This window comes from Peribacillus sp. FSL E2-0218, from assembly GCF_037992945.1.
In the GTDB taxonomy this organism is placed as follows: Bacteria; Bacillota; Bacilli; order Bacillales; family DSM-1321; genus Peribacillus; species Peribacillus simplex_B.
The window spans coordinates 3,203,297-3,227,548 of record NZ_CP150304.1; the positions used below are offsets into that span (position 1 = coordinate 3,203,297).

Annotated in this window: 25 protein-coding genes; 5 read left to right on the forward strand and 20 right to left on the reverse strand. The window is 44.4% G+C overall.

From position 1 onward, the window contains the following. Positions 1 to 70: 70 nt before the first annotated feature. On the reverse strand, positions 71 to 862 hold the full coding sequence (locus MHI53_RS15400; RefSeq protein WP_061144366.1) for an SDR family oxidoreductase: 792 nt from the start codon (positions 860 to 862) through the stop codon (positions 71 to 73). A gap of 23 nt (positions 863 to 885) precedes the next feature. Beyond that, positions 886 to 1,854 carry an MBL fold metallo-hydrolase gene (locus MHI53_RS15405; protein WP_340371683.1) on the reverse strand — a complete coding sequence of 323 codons (969 nt, stop codon included), beginning with the start codon at positions 1,852 to 1,854 and terminating at the stop codon, positions 886 to 888. Positions 1,855 to 2,352: 498 nt separating this feature from the next. Between MHI53_RS15405 and proC the strand changes: the two genes are divergently transcribed. Further along, a complete protein-coding gene (gene proC / locus MHI53_RS15410; RefSeq protein ID WP_061144438.1) occupies positions 2,353 to 3,198 on the forward strand; it encodes a pyrroline-5-carboxylate reductase in 846 nt (281 codons plus the stop codon). Positions 3,199 to 3,306: 108 nt separating this feature from the next. On the opposite strand, the gene MHI53_RS15415 is transcribed toward proC, so the two are convergent. Then, entirely contained in the window at positions 3,307 to 3,738 is a 432-nt protein-coding gene (locus MHI53_RS15415; protein ID WP_061144368.1) for a VOC family protein, read from the reverse strand. Positions 3,739 to 3,970: 232 nt separating this feature from the next. Here MHI53_RS15415 and MHI53_RS15420 point away from each other — a divergent pair, with 232 nt between their 5' ends. Then, a complete protein-coding gene (locus tag MHI53_RS15420; RefSeq protein WP_061144369.1) occupies positions 3,971 to 4,525 on the forward strand; it encodes a MerR family transcriptional regulator in 555 nt (184 codons plus the stop codon). A 98-nt stretch (positions 4,526 to 4,623) separates the two neighbouring features. Here the strand turns inward: MHI53_RS15420 and MHI53_RS15425 are convergent, their stop codons facing one another. From MHI53_RS15425 to rnz, 5 genes are all read right to left on the reverse strand, one after another. Then, positions 4,624 to 5,418, reverse strand: coding sequence for an ABC transporter ATP-binding protein (locus MHI53_RS15425; RefSeq protein ID WP_340371684.1), 795 nt, complete (start codon positions 5,416 to 5,418; stop codon positions 4,624 to 4,626). Beyond that, positions 5,393 to 6,424, reverse strand: a complete 1,032-nt coding sequence (locus MHI53_RS15430; RefSeq protein ID WP_061144371.1) for an ABC transporter permease — start codon at positions 6,422 to 6,424, stop codon at positions 5,393 to 5,395. Before MHI53_RS15430 ends, MHI53_RS15425 begins: the two co-directional genes overlap by 26 nt. A 32-nt stretch (positions 6,425 to 6,456) precedes the next feature. After that, on the reverse strand, positions 6,457 to 7,452 hold the full coding sequence (locus MHI53_RS15435) for an ABC transporter substrate-binding protein (RefSeq protein ID WP_340371685.1): 996 nt from the start codon (positions 7,450 to 7,452) through the stop codon (positions 6,457 to 6,459). 212 nt (positions 7,453 to 7,664) lie between these two features. Next, complete coding sequence (locus MHI53_RS15440) at positions 7,665 to 8,483, reverse strand: phytoene/squalene synthase family protein (protein ID WP_061144373.1); 819 nt, start codon at positions 8,481 to 8,483, stop codon at positions 7,665 to 7,667. A gap of 64 nt (positions 8,484 to 8,547) precedes the next feature. Next, positions 8,548 to 9,489, reverse strand: a complete 942-nt coding sequence (gene rnz, locus MHI53_RS15445) for a ribonuclease Z (RefSeq protein WP_340371686.1) — start codon at positions 9,487 to 9,489, stop codon at positions 8,548 to 8,550. Positions 9,490 to 9,718: 229 nt separating this feature from the next. Between rnz and zwf the strand changes: the two genes are divergently transcribed. Continuing rightward, the gene (zwf, locus tag MHI53_RS15450) at positions 9,719 to 11,218 is read left to right on the forward strand and encodes a glucose-6-phosphate dehydrogenase (protein ID WP_340371687.1); all 1,500 of its coding nucleotides are present in this window, start codon (positions 9,719 to 9,721) and stop codon (positions 11,216 to 11,218) included. A gap of 45 nt (positions 11,219 to 11,263) precedes the next feature. Here the strand turns inward: zwf and MHI53_RS15455 are convergent, their stop codons facing one another. Beyond that, positions 11,264 to 11,488 carry a hypothetical protein gene (locus MHI53_RS15455; RefSeq protein ID WP_061144376.1) on the reverse strand — a complete coding sequence of 75 codons (225 nt, stop codon included), beginning with the start codon at positions 11,486 to 11,488 and terminating at the stop codon, positions 11,264 to 11,266. 571 nt (positions 11,489 to 12,059) lie between these two features. On the opposite strand from MHI53_RS15455, the gene MHI53_RS15460 reads away from it, so the two are divergent. Beyond that, positions 12,060 to 12,233 carry a hypothetical protein gene (locus MHI53_RS15460; RefSeq protein ID WP_034308217.1) on the forward strand — a complete coding sequence of 58 codons (174 nt, stop codon included), beginning with the start codon at positions 12,060 to 12,062 and terminating at the stop codon, positions 12,231 to 12,233. 67 nt (positions 12,234 to 12,300) lie between these two features. On the opposite strand, the gene gndA is transcribed toward MHI53_RS15460, so the two are convergent. The 5 genes from gndA to mce form a co-directional block, all read right to left on the reverse strand. Continuing rightward, positions 12,301 to 13,713: an NADP-dependent phosphogluconate dehydrogenase gene (gene gndA, locus MHI53_RS15465; RefSeq protein WP_061144439.1), complete on the reverse strand. Its 1,413-nt coding sequence runs from the start codon at positions 13,711 to 13,713 to the stop codon at positions 12,301 to 12,303. Between the two features lie 41 nt (positions 13,714 to 13,754). Continuing rightward, positions 13,755 to 15,029: a DNA polymerase IV gene (locus MHI53_RS15470; RefSeq protein WP_340373697.1), complete on the reverse strand. Its 1,275-nt coding sequence runs from the start codon at positions 15,027 to 15,029 to the stop codon at positions 13,755 to 13,757. 483 nt (positions 15,030 to 15,512) lie between these two features. Then, positions 15,513 to 16,631 carry a tripeptidase T gene (locus tag MHI53_RS15475; RefSeq protein WP_061144378.1) on the reverse strand — a complete coding sequence of 373 codons (1,119 nt, stop codon included), beginning with the start codon at positions 16,629 to 16,631 and terminating at the stop codon, positions 15,513 to 15,515. Between the two features lie 197 nt (positions 16,632 to 16,828). Continuing rightward, positions 16,829 to 18,382 (reverse strand): carboxyl transferase domain-containing protein, encoded by a 1,554-nt coding sequence (locus MHI53_RS15480; protein ID WP_340371688.1) that lies wholly within the window; start codon positions 18,380 to 18,382, stop codon positions 16,829 to 16,831. Continuing rightward, on the reverse strand, positions 18,379 to 18,804 hold the full coding sequence (gene mce, locus MHI53_RS15485; protein ID WP_340371689.1) for a methylmalonyl-CoA epimerase: 426 nt from the start codon (positions 18,802 to 18,804) through the stop codon (positions 18,379 to 18,381). Before mce ends, MHI53_RS15480 begins: the two co-directional genes overlap by 4 nt. Before the next feature lie 157 nt (positions 18,805 to 18,961). Between mce and prli42 the strand changes: the two genes are divergently transcribed. Continuing rightward, complete coding sequence (gene prli42 / locus MHI53_RS15490; protein ID WP_155645590.1) at positions 18,962 to 19,057, forward strand: stressosome-associated protein Prli42; 96 nt, start codon at positions 18,962 to 18,964, stop codon at positions 19,055 to 19,057. 38 nt (positions 19,058 to 19,095) lie between these two features. On the opposite strand, the gene MHI53_RS15495 is transcribed toward prli42, so the two are convergent. From MHI53_RS15495 to MHI53_RS15520, 6 genes are all read right to left on the reverse strand, one after another. Continuing rightward, positions 19,096 to 19,611: a L,D-transpeptidase gene (locus MHI53_RS15495; RefSeq protein ID WP_340371690.1), complete on the reverse strand. Its 516-nt coding sequence runs from the start codon at positions 19,609 to 19,611 to the stop codon at positions 19,096 to 19,098. 31 nt (positions 19,612 to 19,642) lie between these two features. Beyond that, positions 19,643 to 20,632: an aromatic acid exporter family protein gene (locus MHI53_RS15500; RefSeq protein ID WP_061144382.1), complete on the reverse strand. Its 990-nt coding sequence runs from the start codon at positions 20,630 to 20,632 to the stop codon at positions 19,643 to 19,645. A gap of 191 nt (positions 20,633 to 20,823) precedes the next feature. Then, the gene (locus MHI53_RS15505; protein ID WP_061144383.1) at positions 20,824 to 21,546 is read right to left on the reverse strand and encodes an amino acid ABC transporter ATP-binding protein; all 723 of its coding nucleotides are present in this window, start codon (positions 21,544 to 21,546) and stop codon (positions 20,824 to 20,826) included. Then, a complete protein-coding gene (locus MHI53_RS15510; RefSeq protein ID WP_061144441.1) occupies positions 21,539 to 22,198 on the reverse strand; it encodes an amino acid ABC transporter permease in 660 nt (219 codons plus the stop codon). Before MHI53_RS15510 ends, MHI53_RS15505 begins: the two co-directional genes overlap by 8 nt. A 127-nt stretch (positions 22,199 to 22,325) precedes the next feature. Then, complete coding sequence (locus tag MHI53_RS15515) at positions 22,326 to 23,135, reverse strand: transporter substrate-binding domain-containing protein (RefSeq protein ID WP_061144384.1); 810 nt, start codon at positions 23,133 to 23,135, stop codon at positions 22,326 to 22,328. Positions 23,136 to 23,759: 624 nt separating this feature from the next. Next, on the reverse strand, positions 23,760 to 24,197 hold the full coding sequence (locus tag MHI53_RS15520) for a BrxA/BrxB family bacilliredoxin (protein WP_061144385.1): 438 nt from the start codon (positions 24,195 to 24,197) through the stop codon (positions 23,760 to 23,762). Positions 24,198 to 24,252: the final 55 nt, after the last annotated feature.

Here is a 24,252-nt window from a genome sequence, read left to right on the forward strand (position 1 = left end):
AAAAGGCTTCGAAATGTTTCCATTTCAAAACCCTTCTGTCTGAACGCTTGGATATGGATCCGTACATGAATTATTTTTTAAAAAATGCTTTTTTTCCTAAAAATTCGGTGATTCCCGGAAACAAGGTATACCATTTCCCAGCAAAATCCATCCAGCCTGGGAGATTGATTTCCCTCTTGTTCGTCAGCATCGCCGCGACGATTTTAGTCGCGACACGCTCAGGTTTAAGCATGAATTTTTCAACATTCTTTACATATGTACCCGATTCATCGGCAATGCCGAAGAAATTCGTTTCTATCGGCCCTGGGTTGACGGTGGTTACATAAACATGATCTTCCATCAGCTCGAGCCGAAGAGCATTTGAATAGCCGAGTACGGCGAATTTAGTCGAAGAATACAAAGTTGATTTAGGAGTGGCAATTTTAGCTGCCTGTGAAGCAATATTGATGATATGCCCTGATTTCCTCTGCTTCATATAGGGAAGGACTTGCTTTGTACAGGCCATTAATCCTATCACATTGACGGCAAACATCGCTTTCGTTTCGTCTATTCCCGTATCCTGCGCTTCTTTAAATGTCCCGAAGCCAGCGTTATTGACCAATACGTCCACTTCACCTATTTGCGTATGAATGTCATGAAATACCGATGTGATTTGCTCGGTATCTGACACGTCAAGCTTAAAGGCATATGCATCGATCCCATAACGAGTGATTAGCTCATTCTTTACCTGTTGTAATTTATCCAGGCTTCTCGCCAAAAGCACAAGACGGCCGCCTTGCTTTGCCGCTTCGATAGCCACTTCCTTGCCAATCCCTCCGGAAGAACCGGTGATCACGATTACTTTCCCTTGCAAGTTTTTCAAAAAGTTTCCCTCCTTTTAGACCATTAAGCGATTGAATAAAGAATGACCCCAGCTTGGATTTCCGTTTCGACTTCACCCAGATTTTCCAAATAGTCCAGCTGACCGATCGTTTCCGAAAGTGTAAGGCCCACTTCCTGAAGATATACTTTCGGAAACAACTGCTTACACACCTCAAAGACCGACAACGGCTTATCGGAAAGCATGCTTTTCACCTGCATCGCCCGATTATGCTGCCGCTCGAATCTATATTGAATCAGGTCGGCCACCGCATCGCCTTTCACTTCATCACCATGTCCCGAGTAGACCATCGATATGGAAAAGCCCAATATTTTCTGAAGTGAAGCATTATATAGCAGTAATGGCCGCGGCCTTATCCCCCCCGGAAGGATAGGCGGTTCCATCAGCGGATTAGGTGAAATCTTGGCAAGCAAGTGATCACCGGCAATCATGACACCGTCACTTTCGCGATAAAAGGATAAATGACTTTGGGCGTGCCCTGGAGTCTCAATCGCTTTCCAGCCTGGAAGTCCAGGCAGTTCATCGCCCTCGGCCAAATACCCCTGCAGCTTTCGTTCACTAAGGAAACGGATTTCGTCGCGATGATGGATCAATTTATTTTTCAACTCTTCGGCGACTCCAAACTTCGAGGCATAATCAAGGAAGAAACGATTATGGTTTTCAAGGAAATCATCACTTATGGCGAGCCAGCGCTGATTGTTTTTATGTCCATAGACCGGGATTTCCTTTGCAAAGAAGTCGAGTGCGCCGGCATGATCGGGGTGATGATGTGTCAAGATGATTTGTTCGATATCGGTCAACTCCAGGCCCAAATCCGCAAGTCCTTGAGTCAACGCTTCCTTTGATCGTTTCGTTTTAACGCCCGTGTCAATGAGGGTTAATGCATCCCCCTTCACTACATAAACATTTACATCACCCACTGCAAACGGTGTGGGCAAAGCAATTTTTGCAATATCTCCATTCCAGTTCACCATAATCATTTCCACCTTAGAAATTATATTTATATAAAAAATTTTTTTCATCAAACCAAATTCTTAGTACACATAACAAGTAAATCAATGTATAATCACTATTTTACATATATTTTTTAATACTGTCATTATTTTCACATAATTCATGTCTATTTTTTGACGCCGATACATATATTATCATTGACAGAGTAACGATATATCCTTCATAATCACAAGTAATTAAAGACGGCATGGCTTTGAGTAAGGCCAAGTAAATTTATTGATGGCGTAAAGAGAATGAAGCCCGGAATGTGCTGAAAGGCTTCATCGCCCTCTCATGATTGAACCTACCTTATGAGCCTTCAGGAAAACCTGACGTAAATCCCGCGTTAGAGGATGCGAGTGCAGCATTCCTGTTTATTAGGAAGCTGAACAAAGGTGGTACCACGGAAGCGAGACCTTTCGTCCTTTATTGGATGAGGGGTCTTTTTGTTTTTAGAAAGAAGAAAAGGAGCGGAAATCATGAAGAAAATCGCATTCATCGGCGCTGGATCGATGGCAGAAGCAATCATTTCGGGGCTGGTGACGCAACAGGTAATACAGCCTGCAAATATTTTCGTAACGAATAAAACAAATGATGACAGATTCAATTATTTAAAGGAACAGTATGGGGTGACCACTACAAGATCGCTGCAGGCATTATTGCAGGACGCGGACCTTGTCGTCCTCGCAGTGAAACCGAAAGATATGTTAGAAACGATGCAATCAATAAAAGATTACATTCGTGAAGAAATGCTGTTCATTTCCGTAGTGGCCGGCGTTCACACATCTAGCTTGGAGGGAATCGCCAACAAGCAATTCTCCATCGTCCGAGCCATGCCCAATACATCGGCAACCGTAGGAAAGTCAGCAACGGCACTTGCCGCTAATGGCCATACGAAAGAGGCGCAATTACAAACGGCCATCACCCTGTTTGAAACGGTAGGAACGGTCGCAATCGTTGAAGAAAGTCAGCTCGATGCGGTAACGGGCTTATCAGGCAGCGGTCCGGCTTATATTTATTACCTGGTCGAGGCATTGGAACGATCAGCCGAAACGATTGGTCTCGATTCCAAAACGGCGAAACAATTGATTCTTCAAACATTGCTGGGTGCGGCCGATATGTTGCAGAAGTCCCCTAAAACGCCTGCCGTGCTCAGGAAGGAAGTAACCTCACCAGGCGGCACGACTGAAGCAGGTTTGAAACAGCTGCAAGCTCACCAAGTACAGGAAGCCTTCATTGCCTGTGTACAGGAAGCGACTGAGCAATCGAAGCGAATGGGTGATCAAATAAGCAAAGAACTTGCTAAATATGTCGTCCCCCAGTAGGGCCGATGAGGATGAACTGTTGTCTCGCCCCCCTATCTTGCTTGGAGTGGCGAGGCAACAGCTTTTTTCAGGATGAAGGAATACCTGCGGGTGCAACCATTTAAACGCTCACTCTATGATCAGCATATCTTGGTCATCAAAACGCCAATCCTTCGAATACGCCACCTCCCAATAGTACCCATCAAGATCGGAAAAGTAGCCACTGTATCCTCCCCAAAACACCTCTTGAGGTGTTTTCTCGATTATCCCTCCTGCCTTTTCGGCCTTTGCCATCACCTCATTCACTTCTTCAACCGATTTGGCATTGTAAGCAAGCGTGATGCCCGAAAATCCACCCCGCTTCGGTGGCTCCAGCTCGCTGATATCTTTCGTTAACTCCTCTAAAGGGTACAAAGCAAGTTTCGTTCCCGCATTATTGAAAAAAACAATGGAAGGCGCATCCTCTTTAATCGATGTCTGAAACCCTAATCCATCCCGATAAAATGTTAAAGATTTACTCATATCCTTTACACCTAACGTAATAAGGTTAATCCTGTTCATGGTATTCCTCCTTTTTTTGGTTATGCAAGGGGTATTCGACATCAAAAGCAAATATCCTTTTTCAGAATGAGCCAGCCAGCAAACTCTCCTTAGGAAATTGCCTCATTGATTGATCCTTCATGCAAATTACGTAGGAAATCCACTTTCTTTGCCGAATGGATACAAGTTTTGTCAACTGTAAAGGAATTGCTTCTTCCTTATCGAATTCAACAACCATAAAGGGGGAATTTCGATGAATACAAGTGCAGTTGCCCGGTTACTGAATGTTTCCCATAGTACAATCCAACGTTGGGTTAGCCAATTGAACATGGAAGTAGAACGGAATCAGCTTGGCCACTACCAGTTTTCAGAGGAAGACATTGCCTTGTTAAGAAAAATCCAAAATCAGCTGAACGAGGGCATCATTCTCCAGAAGGTCAGCATATCAGAGAGTAAAATCAGAAAAGCAACCGTCCAGAAACACCCTGAAATGTCAAAAGAACATGAACAGCTGATGGAACGGGTCATCCGGCTTGAAAATGGTTTGAAAACAAAAGCGGATGATGTGGTATCCTATCAGCTTTTACAGCACAGAAGTGAAATGGAAGAAATGCACAAACTCGTAAAAAAGCTCGAAGCCCGAATCGAAGCGCTAGAAACGCCAACAGTCCCGCCATTTGATTACTTCCTTGCTGCTGAAGAAACCGCCGCCACCAAAAAAACGAAAAAAAGACCGTTCATGAAAATGATTTTCGGCAATGGCCGAAAGAGTGATTCGGCTTCATGGAGCACGGCAGACAGCGATTAAATTCATGATTGGCACAATGACGCCATTTCCTTACCGGTCCATACATTGAAAAGGCCTGACCCAAGGTTCGCTTCACCTTTGGGTCAGGCCTTTTCATCTTAGATTAAAACGGCACGGTCATTGATCATTTTCTCGCCTTTAATCCGCTGGAATTCGTTAAGCAGTTTTTCAACCGTAAGCTTCTGCTTATCAGCCCCTCTTGCCTCAAAGATGATCTGCCCTTTATCCATCATGATCAAGGAATTTCCAAGATCTATTGCCTGCTGCATATTATGAGTGACCATCAAGGTCGTCAACCGGTTTTTTTCGACGATTTCCTTCGTCAGATTTGTTACAAGCTCTGCCCTGGACGGGTCGAGAGCGGCTGTATGTTCATCAAGAAGCAGGATTTTCGGATCGGTGAAGGTGGCCATCAACAAGGATAAGGCCTGACGCTCCCCGCCTGATAATAATCCGACCTTGGCAGTCATGCGATTTTCCAATCCTAAATGGAGAGTAGCCAAGCTTTCTTTAAATAGCTCCTTCCGTTTTTTGGTCACGCCGAAGCCGAGGCCTCTTCTATTGGTCCTGCCATAGGCAATGGCCATATTTTCTTCGATTGTCATATGCGGGGCCGTACCGAGCATCGGATCCTGAAACACACGGCCGATCATTTTGGCACGGGCATGCTCCTCGATCGCAGAAACGTTCTGTCCATCAATGAACACTTCACCGGCATCAGGAAGGATTTTACCGGAAATCATATTCATCAATGTCGATTTCCCGGCACCGTTACTTCCGATGACCGTTACGAACTCTCCTTTTGTCATATGCAATTCAAGATTCCCAAGGGCAAGCTTCTCGTCCGGTGTCCCTTCATTGAAGACCTTATAAATCTGATTTAACCGAAGCATATCCTTCCCCGCCTTTCGATAGAGTGCCTCCATGGCGCAATTGAATTTCCTTGAGGCGCTTTTTCTTCCGGCTCTTTTCCTTCTGTTTATCGGAAATTTTCGGAATGACAAGTGCCCCGATCACAATTAGTGCCGTAATTAATTTAACATCACCTGTATCAAGGAATTTCACCCGAAGGGCCAAGGTCACGACGATGCGGTAAATGATCGCTCCACCGATCACCGCAAGCGTCGCACGGGCAATCGTTTTTGCACCAAACAACGCTTCGCCAATGATGACGGAGGCCAATCCGATGACGATGATACCAATTCCCATGCCAATATCGCTAAAGCCGTTATATTGGGCAACAAGAGATCCCGAGAAAGCGACAAGTGCATTGCCGATTGCCAGCCCCAGAATCTTCATGTTGCCGGTATGGGCGGAAAAACTGTTGACCATCGCTTCATTATCCCCCGTCGCCCGTAACGCAAGACCTATCTCCGTTTTTAAAAAAGCGGACATCCCCACTTGAATGATTAACGCCATGATCAGCATGACGATCAAAACCGACCACGTTTTCGGCAGGCTGTCGCCGAGGCCAACGATCGATAAAAGACCATTCAACATATTGTCCAACCCAGTGCCGGCAAAGGCATCCTGGATTTTCGTGATGATGGTAGTCTGGGACAGCAAAGGGATGTTGGAGGCCCCCATGATCCTTAAATTGATGGAGTAGAGGGCGATCATGATCAAGATACCTGCCAGGAGCGGATTGATCTTCCCCTTGGTATGAAGGAGCCCCGTTATGGCCCCAGCGATGAATCCGGCCAGCAGCGCACATAAGGTGGCCACGATCGGCGAGTATCCGTTAACGATCATAATGGCGGATACGGAGGCACCGGTCACGAAACTTCCTTCGACCGTCAGATCCGGGAAGTCGAGGATCCTGAATGTTAAATAGACACCAAGTGCCATAATCGCGTAAATCATTCCCGACTCAAAAGAATTGAATAAGGCTGTAGGCATATTCTTCTTCCTTCCCCGAACAAAAGCAGCGTTTATTTTACAAACTCAGCATCTGCTTTCCATTCCTCTTTTATTTCAACACCCATTTCTTTTGCTGCCTTTTCATTGATGACCAACTTCAGTTTTTGTGGATATTGAACCGGGATATCTCCAGGTTTTTTGCCATCCTTCAAGATTTCAACCGCTTTTTGCCCAGCTTCATAGCCAATATCGAAGTAGCTGAAGCCATAGGCTGCGAAGCCGCCGGCATTCACGGAATCAAGCTCGCCAACGAACAGCGGGATATCTTCGTCATTCGCAACCGAAATGACCGATTCCAATGCCGAGACTACAGTATTATCGGTAATGATATAAAAAGCATCCGCTTTCCCGATTAATGATTCCGTTGCCTGTTTAACGTCGGCTGAAGTGGAAACGGATGCTTCCACGACTTTCAATCCCGCCTTCTTCGCCTCTTCTTTCACGTTTTTGATTTGAACGACGGAATTTTGCTCCCCTGTATTATAAACGGTTCCAACTGTCTTGGCGCCCAGTTCTTCCGCCAGGAATTTCATGGATTTGGCAATCGCTTCCGGATGTGAATCGGTCGTACCTGTCACATTCCCGCCTGGTTTGTCCAAAGAGGTAACCAGTTCCGTCGCCACTGGGTCTGTGACCGATGTAAATACGATCGGTATATCCTTTGTCGCATTTAAAGCACTTAGGGCACTTGGAGTCGAATTGGCAAAAATCAAATCGACTTTATCGCCAACAAAGTTAGTGGCAATTGTCTGATTGTTGTTTTGATCGCCCTGCGCATTTTGGAGATCATACTTGACCTTGACATCACTGTCCTTCAATGCCGCCTTGAACCCTTTATATGCCTGATCCAGTGAGTCATGCTGAACGAATTGGGTCACTCCGATATCGTACGTTTCCGTTTTGTTTCCATCCTTCGCCGTATCTTTTTCCTTGTCACTCCCGCACCCAGCCAATGTTAATCCTGCTACTAAAGTCATTGCTAATGTCGAATATAATTTCTTTTTCATATTTTCCCCCCGCTTTTTACTTATTAAGATCAGCACTTTCCACTCACGCCAGTTTTTTCGCGTATATGTGTTAAATTATAATCGTTTAGTCCCAATTATTCCAATATATTTTTTAACTTTTTAGAATATTTTGAGTTATCGGATGATAGAATTCAAAAAAAGCTGCCGCGAAAGGCAATATCACCTTTTCACGGCAGCTTTTTTTGGAATGGTCAATGTTCGACAACTTGATTCACGATCTCGGTTACAGTGGCACGATCAATTTTTTCTTTGCCCTCTTTTAATGCCTTCAATGTAGCTTTTGCTAATTCCAAAGGGATTTTACAGAAATGGATGATTTCCTTCGTTTCTATCTCCGCAATATAAGAATCCGCTAGTGCTAAATTATGTTCCGTATGCGATAGCATCTCTTCGAAGCCCCAGCCATCCGGATAAAAATTCACCCCGCGTTCTGCATCTTCCTCCCGGTTACGCAGAATATTGACCGTTTGGAGCCCACGGCCGAATGCGATGGCAAGTTCACGATCCGTTTCGGTTCCATCAAACCAGTTCCACATATCAGAAAGCATGACCCCCACTAAACCTGCAACATAATAGGTGTAATCATCAAGCTCTGCTTCATCATGTATTTGCCAGTCCTTCTTCACCCATTTCGCCATGCCTTCGGCCATTTCCCGTGTGGACTCCAAAACTTTGGCTCTCGCTCCTTGAGGACAATACTGAATCCAATCAGCCAAAAGCAAGGTCACCTCGGGCAAATCGTCCTTATATGGCTTGAATAACGATTGAAGTTCTTCTTCACGGTAATCCACCTTAAGCAGCCCGCTTAGCGCCTGTAACAGGGAAATCTTATTGTCTGCCGGGAGGCCTGGATGATCCTCGATCTCATCAATGGCACGCATGCACAGATAGGCAGCTCCGATCGCCTCTTGTAATCCTTTTGGGAGATAGCTGATCGGAATGAAAAAAGTACGGCTTGTCTTTAAAAGGAAATCCATTGCTTTAGTATGTAAGTTGCTTTGATCAGTCATAGGTTACACTCCTTTAAATATCCAATGAACAGTTGTATCATTATATCAAACATTCGAGTTGATTTCAGCTTCCCTCTTTCTCAGCATATAAAGGAATCTTGATCGTCATCAAATCTTCTGCCATGATCGTATTTGCGAAGATTGCCTTGCTTTGATCCTTTAACCTCTCCGAATCCTCGATGCTATACCGTGAGCTGATATGGGTAAGGATTAAATGCTTGGCTCCTGCTTTCAAGGCCGTTGTTGCAGCCTGAACGGTTGTCGAATGGTAATAACTAGAGGCCATTTCCGTTTCTTCTGCAGAAAATGTAGCTTCATGAACCAGGTAATCTGCCGAATCAGCAAGTACCAGGGCATTATCACACACTCTTGTGTCTCCTAAGATCGTGATGATCCGTCCCTTTTGCGGAGCCCCCAAATAATCTTTCCCGTTCAAGACACGGCCATCCTCGAGTCGGACCGTTTGCCCATCCTTCAATGCTTTATAAAGCGGACCTGGTTTAACGCCAGCTTGATGCAGCAGGTCCACACGCAGACTTCCTGGACGGTCCTTCTCTTTAATCCGGTAACCGACACTGAATATGCCATGATCCAGCGGCATGGCCGTCACGGTGAATTGGTCATCATCAAACACGATGCCTTCTTCGATTTCGACAATTTCCAATGGATATTTCAAATGAGTGCCACTCACAAGTATACTTGTCTTAATATAAGCATCGATCCCTTTTGGACCATATACGGTCAATTTTTCCACTCCGCCCTGAAAAGATCTGCTGCTTAACAGCCCAGGGAGGCCGAAGATGTGATCGCCATGTAAGTGGGTGATGAATATCTTTTCGATCTTTCGCGGTTTGACTGCCGTTTTTAAAATTTGATGTTGTGTCGCTTCACCACAATCGAATAACCAAACGGTCCCCCGCTCTTCCAGTAATTGCAGGGCGATTGACGTCACATTGCGCGCCTTGGCCGGTACACCGGCGCCTGTACCCAATAAAACAAAATCCACTGATCCTACCTCCGTTGCCAACGTTAATAGCTTAACTATAGCATAACCATGGAGGTTCTTTCATTTATGACCGACTAAAACCGCGATCAGATTAAACTTTTTATGAAATATAAGAAAAAATGCGCAAATTGATTGCTTTGAGGGAAAGCTAATCGTAAAATTAGAAATTGGTACACATACGGGAATTCCAACTTTAGAGATAGAATTAACGGAAAGTTGAGGTTTTAACATGACAGAAAATAATAAACCAACGGCATTGATCATGATCTTTGGTGCTACTGGAGATTTGGCAAAAAGGAAATTGTTTCCTTCCATATATCGGCTGTTTCAAAAAGATAAAATCAACAAATTCGCGGTAGTGGGTGTAGCAAGGAGATCCTTGACGAACGAGGAGTTTCAATCAAGTGTCAAAGACTCCATTCTTACGTTCGGTCACGCGGAAGAAAAAGTCGATGAATTCATTTCCCATTTCCATTATCATTCCCATGACGTTTCGAGCTCGGAGTCATATCAGCAATTAAAAGGGATTGCCGAGGAATTGGATGGTCAATATCAATTAGAGGGAAACCGCATTTTCTATTTAGCGATGGCACCTGAGTTTTTCGGGACGATTGCCGAACAAATCAAGGCGCAAGGCCTGACTGAATCGAAAGGGTATAAGCGCCTGGTCATTGAAAAACCATTTGGACATAGTTTCGATACAGCCCAAAAATTGAATGAGCAGATCCGCACGGCCTTCGCCGAAGACGAAATTTACCGTATCGATCATTATTTAGGTAAAGAGATGGTTCAAAATATCGAAGTCATCCGTTTTTCGAATGCGCTATTCGAACCGCTTTGGAATAATCGATATATCTCCAACATCCAGGTTACTTCCAGTGAGACGCTAGGCGTTGAAGAACGCGGACGTTATTATGAAACGAGCGGCGCACTACGGGATATGGTCCAAAATCATCTTCTTCAGATGGTAGCCTTGCTTGCCATGGAGCCTCCGATCGCCTTGACGACGGAAGAGATCCGCAGCGAAAAGGTGCGGGCATTGCGTTCGCTGCGGCCAATGAAGGTCGACGAAGTCGATAAATACTTCATCCGCGGCCAATATGGGGAAGGAACGGTGGATGAAAAAACACTGCCGGGTTACCGCAACGAACATAACGTAAATCCTGATTCCAATACGGAAACTTATGTTGCAGGGAAATTGCTGATTGATAATTTCCGCTGGGCAGGTGTTCCTTTTTATATCCGCACCGGTAAGAGGATGGATGTAAAATCAACGAATATCGTTGTCCAATTCAAGGATATTCCGATGAATTTGTATTACAAAACGGAAGAAACCTTGAACCCGAACTTGCTCGTTATCAATATCCAGCCTGATGAGGGCATCACACTATACTTAAATGTCAAGAAATCCGGAACGACTTCAAATACGAAGCCAATGAAGCTGACAGTATCCAACAAAGGGATCGAGCATATCAATTCCCCAGAGGCGTATGAGAAGCTCTTGTTTGATAGCATGCGCGGAGATGCTACAAACTTCACGCATTGGGACGAGGTTGCCCTTTCATGGAAGTTTGTCGACACGATTTCCGATGCATGGGAGCATACGAAAGAAGAGTCTTTCCCGAACTACGCTGCAGGATCTACAGGTCCGCTTGCATCCGATGATCTTTTAGCCGATGACGGACATGTTTGGTGGCAAATCAAGAAAGATACAACCGAGAGCAATTGATTGAACGAAGGGGATGCAGAGTGAACTCTGCATCCCCTTCTTCATTCATGAAACACGCTTCCTGACTAATTTCTCCCGGATATTATGAAGCATTACCTGAGGTTTAGACAGTTTTTCATCCATTTCGGAATTGAGCCAATAAGAAACACCAAGTTCTAAAGCAATAAAAAATAAAAAAATGGCAATAGCCAACCAGATGATAAACATGGTCATCCCGCTCCTTCTCTCTTGACTGCCGACTGTATCATGGATTGCGTCCTTAGCTTTCATGGTTTATATTCCTTGTTACGATGGTGTTTAAACCTTATTGGAAATAAAGCATGAAAATATCATACTATATTTTCCAGTAAAAAGGGAGGGATTTCTTTTCTTACCCATTCCATTTCCGTCTTCTATGCTGTGCCTCCATCCCTGGCCAGGGTGTACCCCAGCCCACTATTCATTGTAAGTTACAGGGGATCGTCTTATTATTGACTACTACCTCTTCTGTTCTTCCCTCATTAGTTCATGTTATCCTAGCAATTGATCCCGCCGTAGAAATAACTTTGGTGAAAATTCGTAGTTTTTAGCGTTACTAAAATTCCTCGGAGCCCCCATCGAAGTAGAATTCATGCTTAGCCGGAAGATCATTAAATGGTGACAGCCAACTGGAGTTGTTAATCTGTTCATTCTAATGAAAACTAGGTGACGAACTGTGCAGGCTCATGTAAATGCTCCCGGTATGCTACAATGAAGCCATGAACCTGTTTAATGGACAGGAATGGTATGGTCTTGCCGAGGTTACACTAAGAAAGGTGCTTCATGATGAGATGCACCAACTTCGATGTGGAGGGATTAAACGATGGACATTCGTGAAGGATTAATTCCAACAGCGTTAGGGACAGCCGTAACAGCAGCGGGTTATGCCATGAAGCAGACTCGCGGATCAAACAAAATGGTCGCCAATACCGTCTTTGGTTTCGGTTTGGCACATGTTGTGTTAGGGGTCATTGACCTTGTGGAGCATCGGAGATAACGAAAAGAGAGGGCGCCCTTGCGCCCTCTCTTTTTTACATGCCTAGACAAAAGCCGGCAATATTGATTTATTTTTCCATCCATTCAGTATGGAATGTACCTTCTTTATCGATACGTTGGTACGTATGAGCTCCGAAATAATCACGTTGCGCTTGAATTAAATTGGCTGGCAGCGTTTCAGTGCGATAGCTGTCGAAATAAGCAAGGGCAGATGATAGGCAAGGAACCGGTATCCCGTTCATTACCGCCGTTGATACGACCTCACGTAACGCCCCTTGGTAGCTTTCAACGATTCCTTGGAAGTAAGGGTCCAGCAGGAGGTTGTTCAGGTTCGCTTCACGATCGTAGGCATCCTTGATTTTTTGCAGGAATTGCGCACGGATGATGCAGCCGCCACGGAAAATCATCGCGATATCACCATATTGCAAGTTCCAGTCATTTTCTTCCGACGCTGCTTTCATTTGAGCGAATCCTTGCGCGTAGGAACAGATTTTGCTCATATAAAGTGCTTTACGAATGCTTTCGATCAAAGCCTTCTTATCGCCTGTAAAGCTTTCGGCATTTGGACCGCGCAGGATTTTGCTCGCTTCGACACGTTCGTCCTTGATGGCCGAAATGAACCGGGCGAATACGGATTCGGTAATGATTGGCAGCGGTACACCAAGATCAAGGGCACTTTGGCTTGTCCATTTCCCGGTTCCCTTTTGGCCGGCTTTATCCAAAATGACATCAACCATCGGTTTCCCTGTTTCTTCATCATACTTTTTGAAGATATCAGCGGTGATTTCAATCAGATAGCTATCAAGTTCCCCTTCATTCCATTCGGTGAATACTTCATGGAATTCCTCAGCAGAAAGTCCAAGAAGATTTTTCATAAGGAAATAAGATTCGGAAATTAGCTGCATGTCGCCATACTCGATCCCGTTATGTACCATTTTCACATAATGACCTGCTCCATCCGGCCCGATATACGTACAGCAAGCATCACCATCGACTTTAGCTGAAATATCCTTCAAGATCGGTGCAACCAGTTCATATGCTTCTTTTTGACCGCCAGGCATGATGGAGGGACCCGTTAGCGCTCCTTCTTCCCCGCCCGAGACGCCTGTACCGATGAAATGGATGCCGAGCTGGCTAAGTTCCTCATTGCGGCGTTGAGTGTCTTTGAAGAACGTATTACCGCCATCAATGACGATGTCACCTTTTTCAAGTAACGGTTTTAATTGCTCGATGGTTGCATCTGTGGCCGCGCCGGCTTTAACCATCAATAAAATTTTGCGTGGCGTTTCCAATGAATCGACGAATTCTTCAAGCGTATACGCCGCTTTGACATTTTTGCCTTCCGCTTCCTTCATCATGTCATCCGTTTTTGAACCTGAGCGATTATAAACGGATATGGAATAGCCTCTGCTCTCGATATTGAATGCAAGATTCTTACCCATTACTGCGAGTCCGATAACACCAATCTGTTGTTTTGTCATGATCATCTTTCCCTTCTTTATATCTTTTCACAGCCCAGAAGCTATTCTTTGCCACCTGGAGGATCCTTCCTCCTTGATTGCTCGAAGAAGTCTTTACTGAAGCTCGTGTCTGTTCCGATCGAACCGTGCTTCAAGGGTATTCCCTTTTTAATAATATTTTCTCCGTACTTATTTTGCAAGTGTTCCATCGCTTCATACAACGGTTCCTTTTCTGCCTCCTTTTGGAAGGAAAAAATATCCAGTTGCATGAAGGCAGACTCTTTCTCGATGACATCATGGGCGGTTACACCGAGAAGCCTGATTCCTTCGCCATTCCAATTTTTCATGAAAAGATCGGTCGCTCCAGCCAATATGTCCTTTTTTTCAAACACCGGGTTGGAGACGGTCCGGCTTCTCGTAATGGTGCGGCGATCTTTGTAACGGATCGTCACCCCTATTTTTTGGCCAAGGAGACGTTTATTTTTCAAACGGGCAGCCACCTTCCCCGAAAGCTTTTCCAGGACACCGAGCAGTTCTTTTTGGTTGGTGGAGTCATGCGGGAGTGTGGTCGAGTTTCCTATGCTCTTATGATCAAAAATCGATTCGGGATCCACGATCCTCGAATCAATGCCATTTGCCCTGTCTTTCAAACGGATTCCATTTATCCCAAGCAATTGTTTAAGCTGACTGTCCCGGGATTGGGCAAGATCTTTGATCGTAATGATGCCGATCGCATGAAGTTTTTCGGAGGTTTTTTGGCCGATGCCATGCATTTCGCCGACTTGCAGTGGCCAAAGCTTCTCGGGAATGTCCCTCTTCCTTAAAACGGTGATACCCATTGGCTTCTGCATATCCGAGGCCGTTTTGGCCAGGAATTTATTAGGTGCAATCCCTATGCTGCACGGGAGATCCATCGTGTTATAAATCCGTTCCTGAATGCTTTTTGCTATTTCCAAAGGTGAGCCCAATTCGGCGCATTCGCTAATATCCAGATACCCTTCATCGATTGAAACCGGTTCAACCATCTCTGTATATTGCCTTAATAAATCAAAAATGGCCAGTGACGCCTTCCGATAACGCTCAAAATTAGGCTTCTGAATGATCAATTGGGGACAGAGTTTTTTCGCCTGCCATATCGGCATCGTCGTTTTGACCCCAAACTTCCTCGCTTCATAGCTGCAGGTGACGATTATGCCCCTTCTCTCTTCGACATTACCGGCGATGGCAAGCGGCTTACCTTTCAAAGAAACATCATAGGACATCTCCACCGAAGCATAGAAACTATTCATGTCTACATGGAGAATGACCCTGCCATTTTTTGGGTACATATCCTTCATATTGACCGTCACATCCTTGAAAAAATAAGGCTGTTTTCGCATAATTCATGCTATCCACCAAGCCATGCGGTGTGGTTGATTTCCCCTCGAAAGCTCGCTTATCCAAAGGGCGGGCGGTTGGCCTCCTCGGCGGGAACACCTGTCCCGCTGCTCCAATCCCCCGTTAAATCGTTTCGATATAAAAATACGAAAAGAGCCAAAAATATAAACACATTAACCTATCCAAAGTTGGTGTTTGTCGCTTCAAGAAAAACAGCCATCATTTCATTGATGACTGTACATGTCTTCCCTCAATACTTGAACGCCCATCGCAATAAAACCGGTTACCCGCCTTAATCCGATCCACTCAATCTCTATCTTCAAATCAAGTCCGTTCATCCGTCCCTTAAAAAGACATTTCCGAAGAAAACAGGGGATGCTTATGGGGTAAGTATCTTCTCGATGGAAAAGAAAAGCCCCACATCCCCTCACCATTTTTCGCTATTACGCGGATACTTCCTGAATAATGCTGACGACCATTTCAGCAAGTTTCGTCAATTCTTCAACCGGAATTCTTTCATTCGTTGTATGGATATCTTCATAGCCGACGGCAAGATTTACAGTAGGAATCCCAAAACCGGCAATGACATTCGCATCGCTTCCGCCGCCGCTTTTGACTAGCTCGCATGGACGGCCGATTTTTTCCGCTGCTTTTCTTGCGACTTCGACGACATGATCACCAGCACCATATTTGAACCCTGGATACATGACGGTAACTTCCACTTCAGCCCGTCCGCCCATTTCAATGGCTGCCGTCTCGAATGCTTCTTTCATTCTTGCTACCTGTTTTTCCATCTTTTCAGGAATTAATGATCTTGCTTCTGCAAGGATTTCTACATGGTCACAAACGATATTCGTTTGCTGTCCTCCCTGAAAACGGCCGATGTTAGCTGTCGTTTCTTCGTCGATGCGGCCCAATGGCATTCTTGAAATCGCTTTGGACGCAATCGTTATCGCCGAAACTCCTTTTTCAGGAGCCACACCAGCATGGGCGGTCTTGCCTAAAATGGTTGCAGACACTTTCGCCTGAGTAGGTGCAGCGACCACCACATTTCCCACTTTTCCGTCACTATCAAGCGCAAAACCGAATTTAGCGGTTACAAGGGAGCGATCCATCGCCTTGGCTCCAACCAAGCCGGATTCTTCCCCGACCGTGATGATGAATTCGATTGTTCCATGCTCAATATTCTGTTCCTTCAACACTTTAAGCGTTTCTAACATGACCGCTAATCCCGCTTTGTCATCCGCTCCCAAAATGGTCGTACCGTCTGACACTATGTATCCATCCTTAATGGAAGGCTTGATGCCCTGACCAGGAACGACCGTGTCCATATGGGAAGTGAAATAGATGGTATCTACGTTTTTCTTCGTTCCTTTAAGCGTACATATTAAATTGCCTGCACCATGACCGGTAACGGCTGTTGTATCATCTTCAAAAACCTCTACACCTAATGCCGTGAATTTTTCTTTCAGGACTTTGGCGATGGCTGCTTCATTTTTCGTTTCGGAATCAATTTGTACCAATTCCATAAATTCACTTACGATACGTTCTTCATTAATCATAAAATAAAACCTCCAAAAAAGTTTTCCACTTTAATTATACTTCTAAAAGCGGCGCTCCGGCAAATAATGTGACAGTCCATCGCTCCTTCCCTTGCTTTTCAGTTCCAAAAAAATCGTGAGCGAACGTACTTATCGCTCTCTCCCTGCATAGCAGAAAGAGCCCGAACAGATATCGTTCAGGTTCTTTCTCGTACGGATTACAACGGAATATTGCCGTGTTTTTTCCATGGACGCTTTTCTTTTTTGTTGCGGAGCATTTCAAGCGATTGGATGATCTTGATCCTGGTTTCCCGGGGATCAATGACATCATCCACCATACCAAGGCTGGCAGCGACATATGGATTAGCGAATTTCTCCCGGTATTCTTCAATTTTAGCCGCACGAGTAGCTTCTGGATCTTGACTGTTTTGTATCTCACGGGCAAAAATGATATTTGCCGCTCCAGCAGAGCCCATAACCGCAATTTCGGCATTCGGCCAAGCAAACGTAAGATCCGCCCCAATGGACTTACTATTTAGGGCCACATACGCCCCGCCGTATGCTTTACGCAGGATGATCGTCAATTTTGGCACGGTTGCTTCGGAGTATGCATAGAGAAGCTTTGCTCCGTGGCGGATAATCCCGCCATGCTCCTGCTTGACGCCCGGGAAGAATCCTGAAACATCTTCAAATGTAATCAAGGGAATGTTGAATGAGTCACAAAAACGAATGAAGCGGGCAGCCTTATCGGATGAATCAATATCCAGTCCGCCAGCCAACACTTTTGGCTGGTTACAAACAAGCCCCACCGATTTCCCCTTGATTCGGGCCAAGCCAATCACGATATTTTTCGCGAAGCCCTCTTGCACTTCCATGAAGGACCCCTCATCTACGACTTGCTCCAACACTTTCCGAACATCATATGGGCGGATTCCTTCAAAAGGGACAACATCCGTTAAATCGGGACGATAGTCATCTCCATCGTCACTTTCCAGAACCGGCGGCTTTTCTTCATTGTTTTGTGGTAAATAGCTCAGGAGACGTCTAACGTCAGCCAGAACTTGTTCTTCAGATGCGCCTTTGAAATGGGCATTACCGCTAATGGTATTATGTACAGTCGCTCCGCCCAATCCTTCTGATGATATCTTTTCCCCTGTAACCGTCTCAATCACTTTTGGTCCAGTAATGAACATTTGGCTCGTTTTTTCCACCATGAAAACGAAGTCGGTTATCGCTGGGGAATATACGGCTCCTCCTGCACAAGGGCCCATGATAACGGAAATTTGCGGGATGACGCCTGAATAAATCGAGTTACGGTAAAAGATTTGACCATATCCGTCAAGAGAAACTACACCTTCTTGAATGCGCGCCCCGCCAGAATCATTCAATCCGATGAAAGGCGCTCCATTTTCCGCTGCCAAATCCATGACATTGGCAATTTTCAGAGCATGCATTTCTCCCAGTGCTCCGCCAAATACAGTGAAATCCTGTGAAAACAAATAGATATCACGCCCGTTTACTTTTCCATAGCCCGTAACGACCCCTTCTCCCGGCCCTTCTTCCTTTTCCATGCCAAAATTGGTGTTACGATGTTTAATGAAGGGATTAAGTTCGATGAACGATCCCGGATCCACTAAAAGATCGATCCTTTCCCTTGCCGTAAGTTTTCCCTTTTCATGCTGCTTATCGATTCTTTCTTCACCGCCGCCCATTTCTACTTTACGGCGTCTGTCATATAAATCATTGATCGCTCCATAGATGTCGTCTGTCATCCTTGCTCCTCCTTCGGTGATGCTTGTTCACAGAGCTCGTATAATACACCTGCAGTAGATTTGGGGTGAACGAAAGCAACATCCGCTGCGTGCGCTCCCTTCCGCGATGTATTATCGATCATCCGTAATCCTGATTGTTTCAATTCTTCGATTCGGGCTTCGATATCGTCTACTCCAAGGGCGACATGATGGATACCCTCACCACGCTTTTCAATGAATTTAGCAATCGGGCTTTCCGGTGATAACGCTTCCAATAATTCCAAACGGGTATTGCCTGCCATAATAAAGGCCACTTTCACACCTTGGCTTTCGACAGTCTCGATCCCTTCGAGTTCCAACTTCAGCGTTTCCGTGTAAAGCGGCAACGAATCATCCAGTGACTTGACCGCAATGCCGATATGATCGATATTTTTAATCATCATCCATCCCCCTAACCAATATTGGTTGATTCTATTAAAATATGACTAACATTCCAAAGACCTAAGATTCAAAATAATAGGAACATTACACTTTTACTTGTGTCTGCTAAACGTACACGTTAAAATGAAATCAATTAAACTGTTATGAGGGAGAGAGCATATGGGAAACAAAAAAATGAGAAAAATCGTTGTATATTTAATGCTTATCTCAATGATATTAACAACGTTATTGTCGGGTATTGCATTTCTTTTGTAATAGATATCAAATGAAGAGGGGAGCCTAGGCTTCCCTCTTTATTTGATTGCGCCACTCTTCATTGCCAATGTTTTGAAATCCTCGGATGAATGGGTGATCAACACCTTTGTGCCGGCATTCACTTTTTCGTACAAACGTTCCACATCGGATTTATGCATGCGTACACAGCCGTTTGAAATGAATTTACCAATCGAGGAAGGTTGGTTCGTACCATGGATGCCATAGATCCTCCCATCGGTGTTCCTTGCGTCAAATCCAATCCACCTCGACCCCAATGGATTCCTTGGATCGCCGCCGGGGATATTCTTTTTTCGATAATAAGGATTGACGGCTTTGACCTTAATGGTGAATATCCCTTCGGGTGTCAGCTCCTGACTCTTCCCGGTACCGACGGGCAAAATCTCCTTGACCTCATTATCATCGATGAACGCCAATTTGTTGCTGGCTTTATTAATGATGATGAAAGGATTGCCAGGCTTAACCGAGTGAGGTTCGGCATGTACAGATAGCGGCCACAACGAAAACATAAGCATGAAAGAAAGGATCCATCTCATTTGTATCAATTCCTTTACTTTTTTGCTTAGTTTAAGCCAAGTGCCTCTTCTTCATTCGGTGATTGCTAAGTTTGGGCAATCCCTTGAAGGAATGCTTCAGCAATAAATAGCGCTCCATTTCCTTCATGAGCTGCAATAATGCGGCCCTGGATTCAAACTCTTCCCTTGTCTGCGGAAGGGCCATCCCCCTAAAAAAGATCTCCAGCTCTTCAAGCTTGTTCAGATAAATGATGGCCGTATTTTGGGGATGGACGTTTTCGGACAGGTCTTGTATGAAATTCGCCACGATGCCGCTTTGCTTGACGACCAACGGAATATTCGTGACTAGGGGAAGAATACGTTCAATTATTTCAAATTGCTTTTCACGCATTTTGAAATAATGGTAATACAGATCCTCTTCCCTTAGAAAGTGATTCTCCACGTCCCGGAAAGCAAGGCTTTTGGCTTCATTAAGAAGATCGGCCGTTTCAGTGATTTCCTTTCCCCCCCATGTGTGATCATTATCCCGGAGATAACGGACGATCCCCATCAGAATTTCACTGAAGTTCGTTTCGATCCGCTCCTGATAGTCCAGCAGCTTATCATCCACACTAGGCATGTACAGATTCATGACAAGCGCTACCCCGATCCCGACGGCAATCAATATCGTTTCATTCATCACCAAGGAAAAAGTGATGTGTCCCGATCCATATAGATGTAAGATGATGACACAGCTCGTAACGATTCCCTCATTAATCTTCAAGGCAACGGTCGTCGGAATGAAAATCAAAAGAATCAGTCCTATGATCAGCGGATGAAAGGCGATGAATTGAAACATAAGGAAAGAATAGGTCATGGCGATTAAACAAGCTAAAAACCGGTGCCAGGAAGCATACACCGACTTCTTTTTCGTAACCTGGATACATAAAATCGTGATGATTCCCGCAGACGCGAAATTTTCCAGATTAAGCATTTGTGAAATAATGATTGCCAAGGTAGCCCCTAAAGCAGTTTTAATCGTTCTGTATCCGATTTTAAACATTGTTATGTATCACCTGGCTCTTTCGCTATCTATTATAATACTATCAGGATTACAGAATTTTTCACAGTCCTTTGACCTGGAATTTTCCGATATTTCTAAATACATTCCATCAAGAATACGTTATAGGAATAAAATAAAAAAAGGCAACCTACCTGTCACCTTTTTTCTTGATTATATCCTATTTTCTCCACTTATAAAACTTTTTCCAAGAAGTCTTTTGCTCGCTGGCTTTTCGGATTCGAAAAGAATTCATTCGGCGCACTTTCCTCAACGAGCAGGCCCTCATCCAAGAATAGAACGCGATCGGCCACTTCTTTGGCGAATCCCATTTCATGTGTCACGATCAGCATGGTCATTCCTGTATGTGCCAATGACTTCATGACCTCAAGCACTTCCTTCACCATCTCGGGATCAAGAGCTGAAGTCGGCTCATCGAAAAGCATGACCTCCGGATTCATGGCCAATGCCCGTGCAATGGCAACCCTTTGTTTTTGCCCCCCTGATAGGCGATTCGGATAGGAAGATTCTTTTTCGGCCAAGCCCACTTTGGTCAAGAGCTCACGTGCTTGCCTTACTGCCTCGCCCTTTGATAGCTTTTTCACTTTCATCGGTGCATATGTCAGATTTTCGAGCACGGTCTTGTGGGGGAATAAATGGAAGTGCTGAAATACCATACCGACATTCTCGCGCACCTTCATGATATTGGTCTTTTTATCGGTGATCACTTGATCTTTGAACGAAATTCGACCATCCGTAGGGGTTTCCAGCATATTAATGCAGCGCAAGAACGTTGATTTCCCTGATCCTGATGGTCCAATAATGGCCAACACTTCACCCTGGGCAATCTCGGTGCTGATTCCTTTCAACACCTCAAGCTTACCATAATTTTTTTTGAGTCCATCTATTTTAATCACTGCGTCTCATTCTCCTTTCAATCACTTTGCCTAAGATGGTAAGAATCATGACCATCACATAATAAATGAGACCGGCAAATAAAATCGGTTCAAAGAATTTATAGGTCTCACCGCCGACAATATAAGAACGGCGCATGATATCCCCTAACCCAATGATCGTGACGACAGCCGATTCCTTCGTTAAGGAAATCAGTTCGTTCACAAGGGATGGCAGGATATTCTTGATGGCTTGCGGCAGGATAATGTTGAGCATCATCCCAGAGTAAGGAACCCCAAGTGCCAATGCAGCCTCTCGCTGCCCTTTATCGACAGCTAAAATGCCTCCCCTGATGATTTCAGAGATGTATGCGGCAGAATTAAGTCCGAATGCTAAAAATGCAGCTTGGAATGCTTCGATTTGAATTCCAAGTATTTGCGGTGAACCAAAATAGATTAACATCAATTGCAGCACTAAAGGTGTACCGCGGAAAATGGATGTATAAAAGTCCGCAATCCAATTCAATGGCTTAATTCTACTGATTTTAAGTATAGATAATAGTATTCCCAAAACAAATCCGATTACTGCCGCAACCGCCACTACCTTTAATGTGGTCGGTATTCCCTCCATAATATATGGAAGGGAGGGCATGATCCTATCAAATTCCAGATTCACTCCATTCATCCTCTCTAAAAGACGGTCTCCGTTGACCTTCCTTGCTTCATTTAAACGGCAACAAAGCGCGGAAAAACGCTCAGAAGGCATACTCTATACTTCTGAACGCTTTTCCTCTCTCTCTGTATTATTCAGTTTCGCTGCCACCGAACCATTTCAGGATTAATTTTTCCATCTCACCATTATCTTCCATTTTCTTCAATTCAGCATTGAACTGGTCAGTCAGCTTGCTTCCTTTTTGGAAGGCGATGGCTGAACCGGCATCTTGTTCATCAGACTTGATTAAGTAGCCAACCAAATCTTTATTGTCTTTTAGATAGCCTTTTGCCACAGTATCTTCCATGATGACGGCGTCAAAACGACCTGTCGACATTTCCTGAACAACCTCTGGAATCCGATTCCGTTTTTCGATTTTCATCCCAAGACTCTTGTCTTTATTCAAGTCTGTCGCCAATGTCTCCTGAATGGATGCAAGCTGTACGCCTACCGTTTTTCCTTTTAAATCTTCAGCCGTTTTGATTTTACTATCCTGTGTCGTAATGATCATGTTTTTAGCCGTATAGTAAATATCACTGAAATCGACGGATTGTTCACGTTTTTCTGTAGGAGTCATTCCAGAAATGACAAAATCGATGGATTTGTTTTCAAGCGCAGGAACAAGACTGTTAAAATCAATATCCTTCACTTGGACTTCATATCCTAATTTTTTTCCGATCGCTTTTGCGATATCAATGTCAAACCCTTTTATTTCATCACTTTTGGAAGTTTCAACATATTCAAATGGCGGATAATCCGCAGATGTACCCATTACCAGTACCTTTTTGTCCCCATTGCCAGCTGTGCTCTTATCTTCTTTCTCTGATGTCCCGCATGCCGCTAAAATGCCAACCAATAATACGGTAGCAAGCAACAACGCTAACTGTTTTTTCAACTTCATAATTATTCCTCCAAAATGATATTTTCAATTTTTTGTTATAAAATTTGGTTTTAGTTGAAATATCAATTAATTTAAATAACTAATATTCATACACTATTTTGTATTTTAACACACTCTAAAAATTATTCAATAACGTAAATAATAGATTCATTTTTCAGAATATTAATATAATTTCCGTTGCAGCGACCATTATATTTCCACTATCATTGCCTATCTGGCACCCTTGTTTATCTTTTTTCCTAAATGTTTCTTTTTTATGCAGATTCATGAATGGAAAAACCCGCCGATCGTGGCTGGGTCCAGACCTTCGACTTAGGTTAAAGCTCTTTTCGGATTTTTACAAAGAAATGATGGAAGCTTGATTGGAGCGTAGGTGAGTCTCCATGTGGGCTCAGCACCCGAGGGAAATCAACCACACCGCATGACTTGGTGAATCGCAACAACATACGCGAAACGGTCAAAGTTTTTGCAGCTATGTAAAATTTGTACGGGGACTTTCTTGCCTGCCAGGGAAAATATGCAAAGATCACCCTATGCACTTCCTCGCATAAAAGATGGGTTCTTTCGCAGAATAGCAAAAGGGGTCCGGAATCCCGAACCCCTTTTGCTTCATAAGTATAGGACTTACACTTCTTCGCAATATTGATCGAAGTAGTCTTGTAATTTTTCAACCACTGACATCGGGTGATGCCCTTCTATTTCATGGCGCTCTATCATCGTGATGATCTTTCCATCCTTAAGCAATGCGAATGATGGGGAGGATGGCGGATAACCTTCGAAGTAATCGCGCGCCTTCTCCGTTGCCGCTTTATCTTGCCCTGCAAAAACAGTTACAAGCTGGTCCGGGCGTTTATCATTATGGATTGCATGTGCTGCAGCCGGTCTCGCTATTCCCCCGGCACAGCCACAAACGGAATTGACCATGACAAGCGTGGTTCCTTTTTGTGCGAATACTTCTTCCACTTCCTCGGGAGTCGTCAATTCTGTATATCCAGCAGTCTTAATCTCATCGCGAGCCTGTTTGACCACATCGTTCATCAAAAAATTAAAATCCATATTCATGGTTTATGCCCCTTCCAAGTTTTCTCTTCCATCCTATCATAACAATTGCCACATC

Bases quoted from the DNA above. Each gene is read 5' to 3' on its own strand.
- MHI53_RS15405 (WP_340371683.1), bottom strand. From the start codon at position 1,854: ATGGTGAACTGGAATGGAGATATTGCAAAAATTGCTTTGCCCACACCG.
- proC (WP_061144438.1), top strand. From the start codon at position 2,353: ATGAAGAAAATCGCATTCATCGGCGCTGGATCGATGGCAGAAGCAATC.
- MHI53_RS15415 (WP_061144368.1), bottom strand. From the start codon at position 3,738: ATGAACAGGATTAACCTTATTACGTTAGGTGTAAAGGATATGAGTAAA.
- MHI53_RS15420 (WP_061144369.1), top strand. From the start codon at position 3,971: ATGAATACAAGTGCAGTTGCCCGGTTACTGAATGTTTCCCATAGTACA.
- MHI53_RS15425 (WP_340371684.1), bottom strand. From the start codon at position 5,418: ATGCTTCGGTTAAATCAGATTTATAAGGTCTTCAATGAAGGGACACCG.
- MHI53_RS15430 (WP_061144371.1), bottom strand. From the start codon at position 6,424: ATGCCTACAGCCTTATTCAATTCTTTTGAGTCGGGAATGATTTACGCG.
- MHI53_RS15435 (WP_340371685.1), bottom strand. From the start codon at position 7,452: ATGAAAAAGAAATTATATTCGACATTAGCAATGACTTTAGTAGCAGGA.
- MHI53_RS15440 (WP_061144373.1), bottom strand. From the start codon at position 8,483: ATGACTGATCAAAGCAACTTACATACTAAAGCAATGGATTTCCTTTTA.
- zwf (WP_340371687.1), top strand. From the start codon at position 9,719: ATGACAGAAAATAATAAACCAACGGCATTGATCATGATCTTTGGTGCT.
- MHI53_RS15455 (WP_061144376.1), bottom strand. From the start codon at position 11,488: ATGAAAGCTAAGGACGCAATCCATGATACAGTCGGCAGTCAAGAGAGA.
- MHI53_RS15460 (WP_034308217.1), top strand. From the start codon at position 12,060: ATGGACATTCGTGAAGGATTAATTCCAACAGCGTTAGGGACAGCCGTA.
- gndA (WP_061144439.1), bottom strand. From the start codon at position 13,713: ATGACAAAACAACAGATTGGTGTTATCGGACTCGCAGTAATGGGTAAG.
- MHI53_RS15470 (WP_340373697.1), bottom strand. From the start codon at position 15,029: ATGAAGGATATGTACCCAAAAAATGGCAGGGTCATTCTCCATGTAGAC.
- MHI53_RS15475 (WP_061144378.1), bottom strand. From the start codon at position 16,631: ATGATTAATGAAGAACGTATCGTAAGTGAATTTATGGAATTGGTACAA.
- MHI53_RS15480 (WP_340371688.1), bottom strand. From the start codon at position 18,382: ATGACAGACGACATCTATGGAGCGATCAATGATTTATATGACAGACGC.
- mce (WP_340371689.1), bottom strand. From the start codon at position 18,804: ATGATGATTAAAAATATCGATCATATCGGCATTGCGGTCAAGTCACTG.
- prli42 (WP_155645590.1), top strand. From the start codon at position 18,962: ATGGGAAACAAAAAAATGAGAAAAATCGTTGTATATTTAATGCTTATC.
- MHI53_RS15495 (WP_340371690.1), bottom strand. From the start codon at position 19,611: ATGAGATGGATCCTTTCTTTCATGCTTATGTTTTCGTTGTGGCCGCTA.
- MHI53_RS15500 (WP_061144382.1), bottom strand. From the start codon at position 20,632: ATGTTTAAAATCGGATACAGAACGATTAAAACTGCTTTAGGGGCTACC.
- MHI53_RS15515 (WP_061144384.1), bottom strand. From the start codon at position 23,135: ATGAAGTTGAAAAAACAGTTAGCGTTGTTGCTTGCTACCGTATTATTG.
- MHI53_RS15520 (WP_061144385.1), bottom strand. From the start codon at position 24,197: ATGAATATGGATTTTAATTTTTTGATGAACGATGTGGTCAAACAGGCT.